1 protein-coding gene is annotated in these 1,345 nt (G+C 57.8%); it reads left to right on the forward strand.

Annotated elements, in window-relative coordinates:
• Window positions 1-74: 74 nt before the first annotated feature.
• A complete protein-coding gene (locus tag NAV32_RS17550; protein ID WP_256054058.1) occupies window positions 75-1,100 on the forward strand; it encodes an IS110 family transposase in 1,026 nt (341 codons plus the stop codon).
• Window positions 1,101-1,345: the final 245 nt, after the last annotated feature.

The raw sequence follows: 1,345 nt of genomic DNA on the forward strand, positions 1-1,345 counted from the left end.
TTAATGAGATGGTCACCCCCACACCCTGCGAGGGCTACGCTTTCGCAGGGTGTTTTGTTTCGGAGGCCATCATCATGAGCGAATTAGCATTGGTCGGCATCGACCTCGGCAAGCACAGTTTCCACCTGCACGGCCAAGACAAGCCCGGCCGTGAACTGTTTCGCAAGAAGCTCTCGCGTCAGCAGATGATGCGGTTTTTCAGCAACCTTCCGGCCTGTACGGTGGTGATGGAGGCCTGTGCCGGCGCACACTTCGTCGCTCGCCAGTTAATGGGCATGGGGCATCAAGCCAAGCTGATTTCTCCACAGTTCGTGCGACCTTTCGTCAAGGGCAACAAAAACGATTTCGTCGATGCCGAGGCCATTTGCGAGGCCGCTTCGCGTCCGTCGATGCGCTTTGTCTCGCCCAAAACCGAGGCCCAGCAAACCCTTTCAGTGCTGCATCGCCTGCGCGAATCGCTGGTGCGTGACCGCACCAAAAGCGTCAATCAGCTGCATGGCTTCCTGCTGGAGTTTGGTATCAGCCTGCCTAAGGGGCTGGCGATCATGAAGCGTCTGTCCAGTGTTCTGGCTGAGCATGAGTTACCCGTTCGGCTGGCTGTACTGTTGCAGCGTTTGCACGAGCATTTTGTCTACCTGGATGAACAGATCAAGGCGCTGGATAAGGAGCTGGCTGGTCAACTGGCCGAGGATGACTTAGGCCGCCGCTTGTTGGGGGTGCCGTGCGTTGGCCCAATCACCGCGAGTCTGCTGGCGGTGGAAATGGGTGATGGCAAGCAGTACGGCTGCAGTCGCGACTTTGCCGCGTCCGTCGGTTTGGTACCCAGACAATACAGCACCGGGGGTAAGGCCAATCTTTTGGGTATTAGCAAACGTGGAGATAAGAATCTCAGGCGGCTACTGGTCCAATGCGCCAGGGTCTACATGCAACGGCTGGAGCAGCAGACGGGGCCGCTGGCCGATTGGGTTCGCTCGTTGCTGATGCGCCGGCACTCGAACGTGGTGGCCTGCGCCTTGGCCAACAAGTTGGCGCGGATCGCCTGGGCTATGTCGGTTCGCCATACAGAATTTGCAGCAGGGCCAGGCACCTTGAATGCCTGACCCTGCTGCTGTTGCGGTACCACGATCCACCTTTCTGGTTTTGCGATAGCTGAACAACAGATGACGTGAACGGCCTACCGGCCTGGCGAACACCCTGACATAAAAATCGGCTCTAGAAGCCGCGCGGTTTTTCAGGATCGTCAGGCGCGACTCTCATCGTGGCGCGGGGCTTGCCCCAACAGACGCCGGATAGATTTAAGCAAGCCAACCACATCGTCCGTTAATCAGTATTGCAAAAGTGGGGG

Origin of the sequence: Stutzerimonas stutzeri (assembly GCF_024448695.1) — a bacterium.
Lineage (GTDB): Bacteria > Pseudomonadota > Gammaproteobacteria > Pseudomonadales > Pseudomonadaceae > Stutzerimonas > Stutzerimonas stutzeri_T.

Excerpts from the sequence above, each read along its gene's own strand:
- NAV32_RS17550 (WP_256054058.1), top strand. The coding sequence starts at position 75 with ATGAGCGAATTAGCATTGGTCGGCATCGACCTCGGCAAGCACAGTTTC.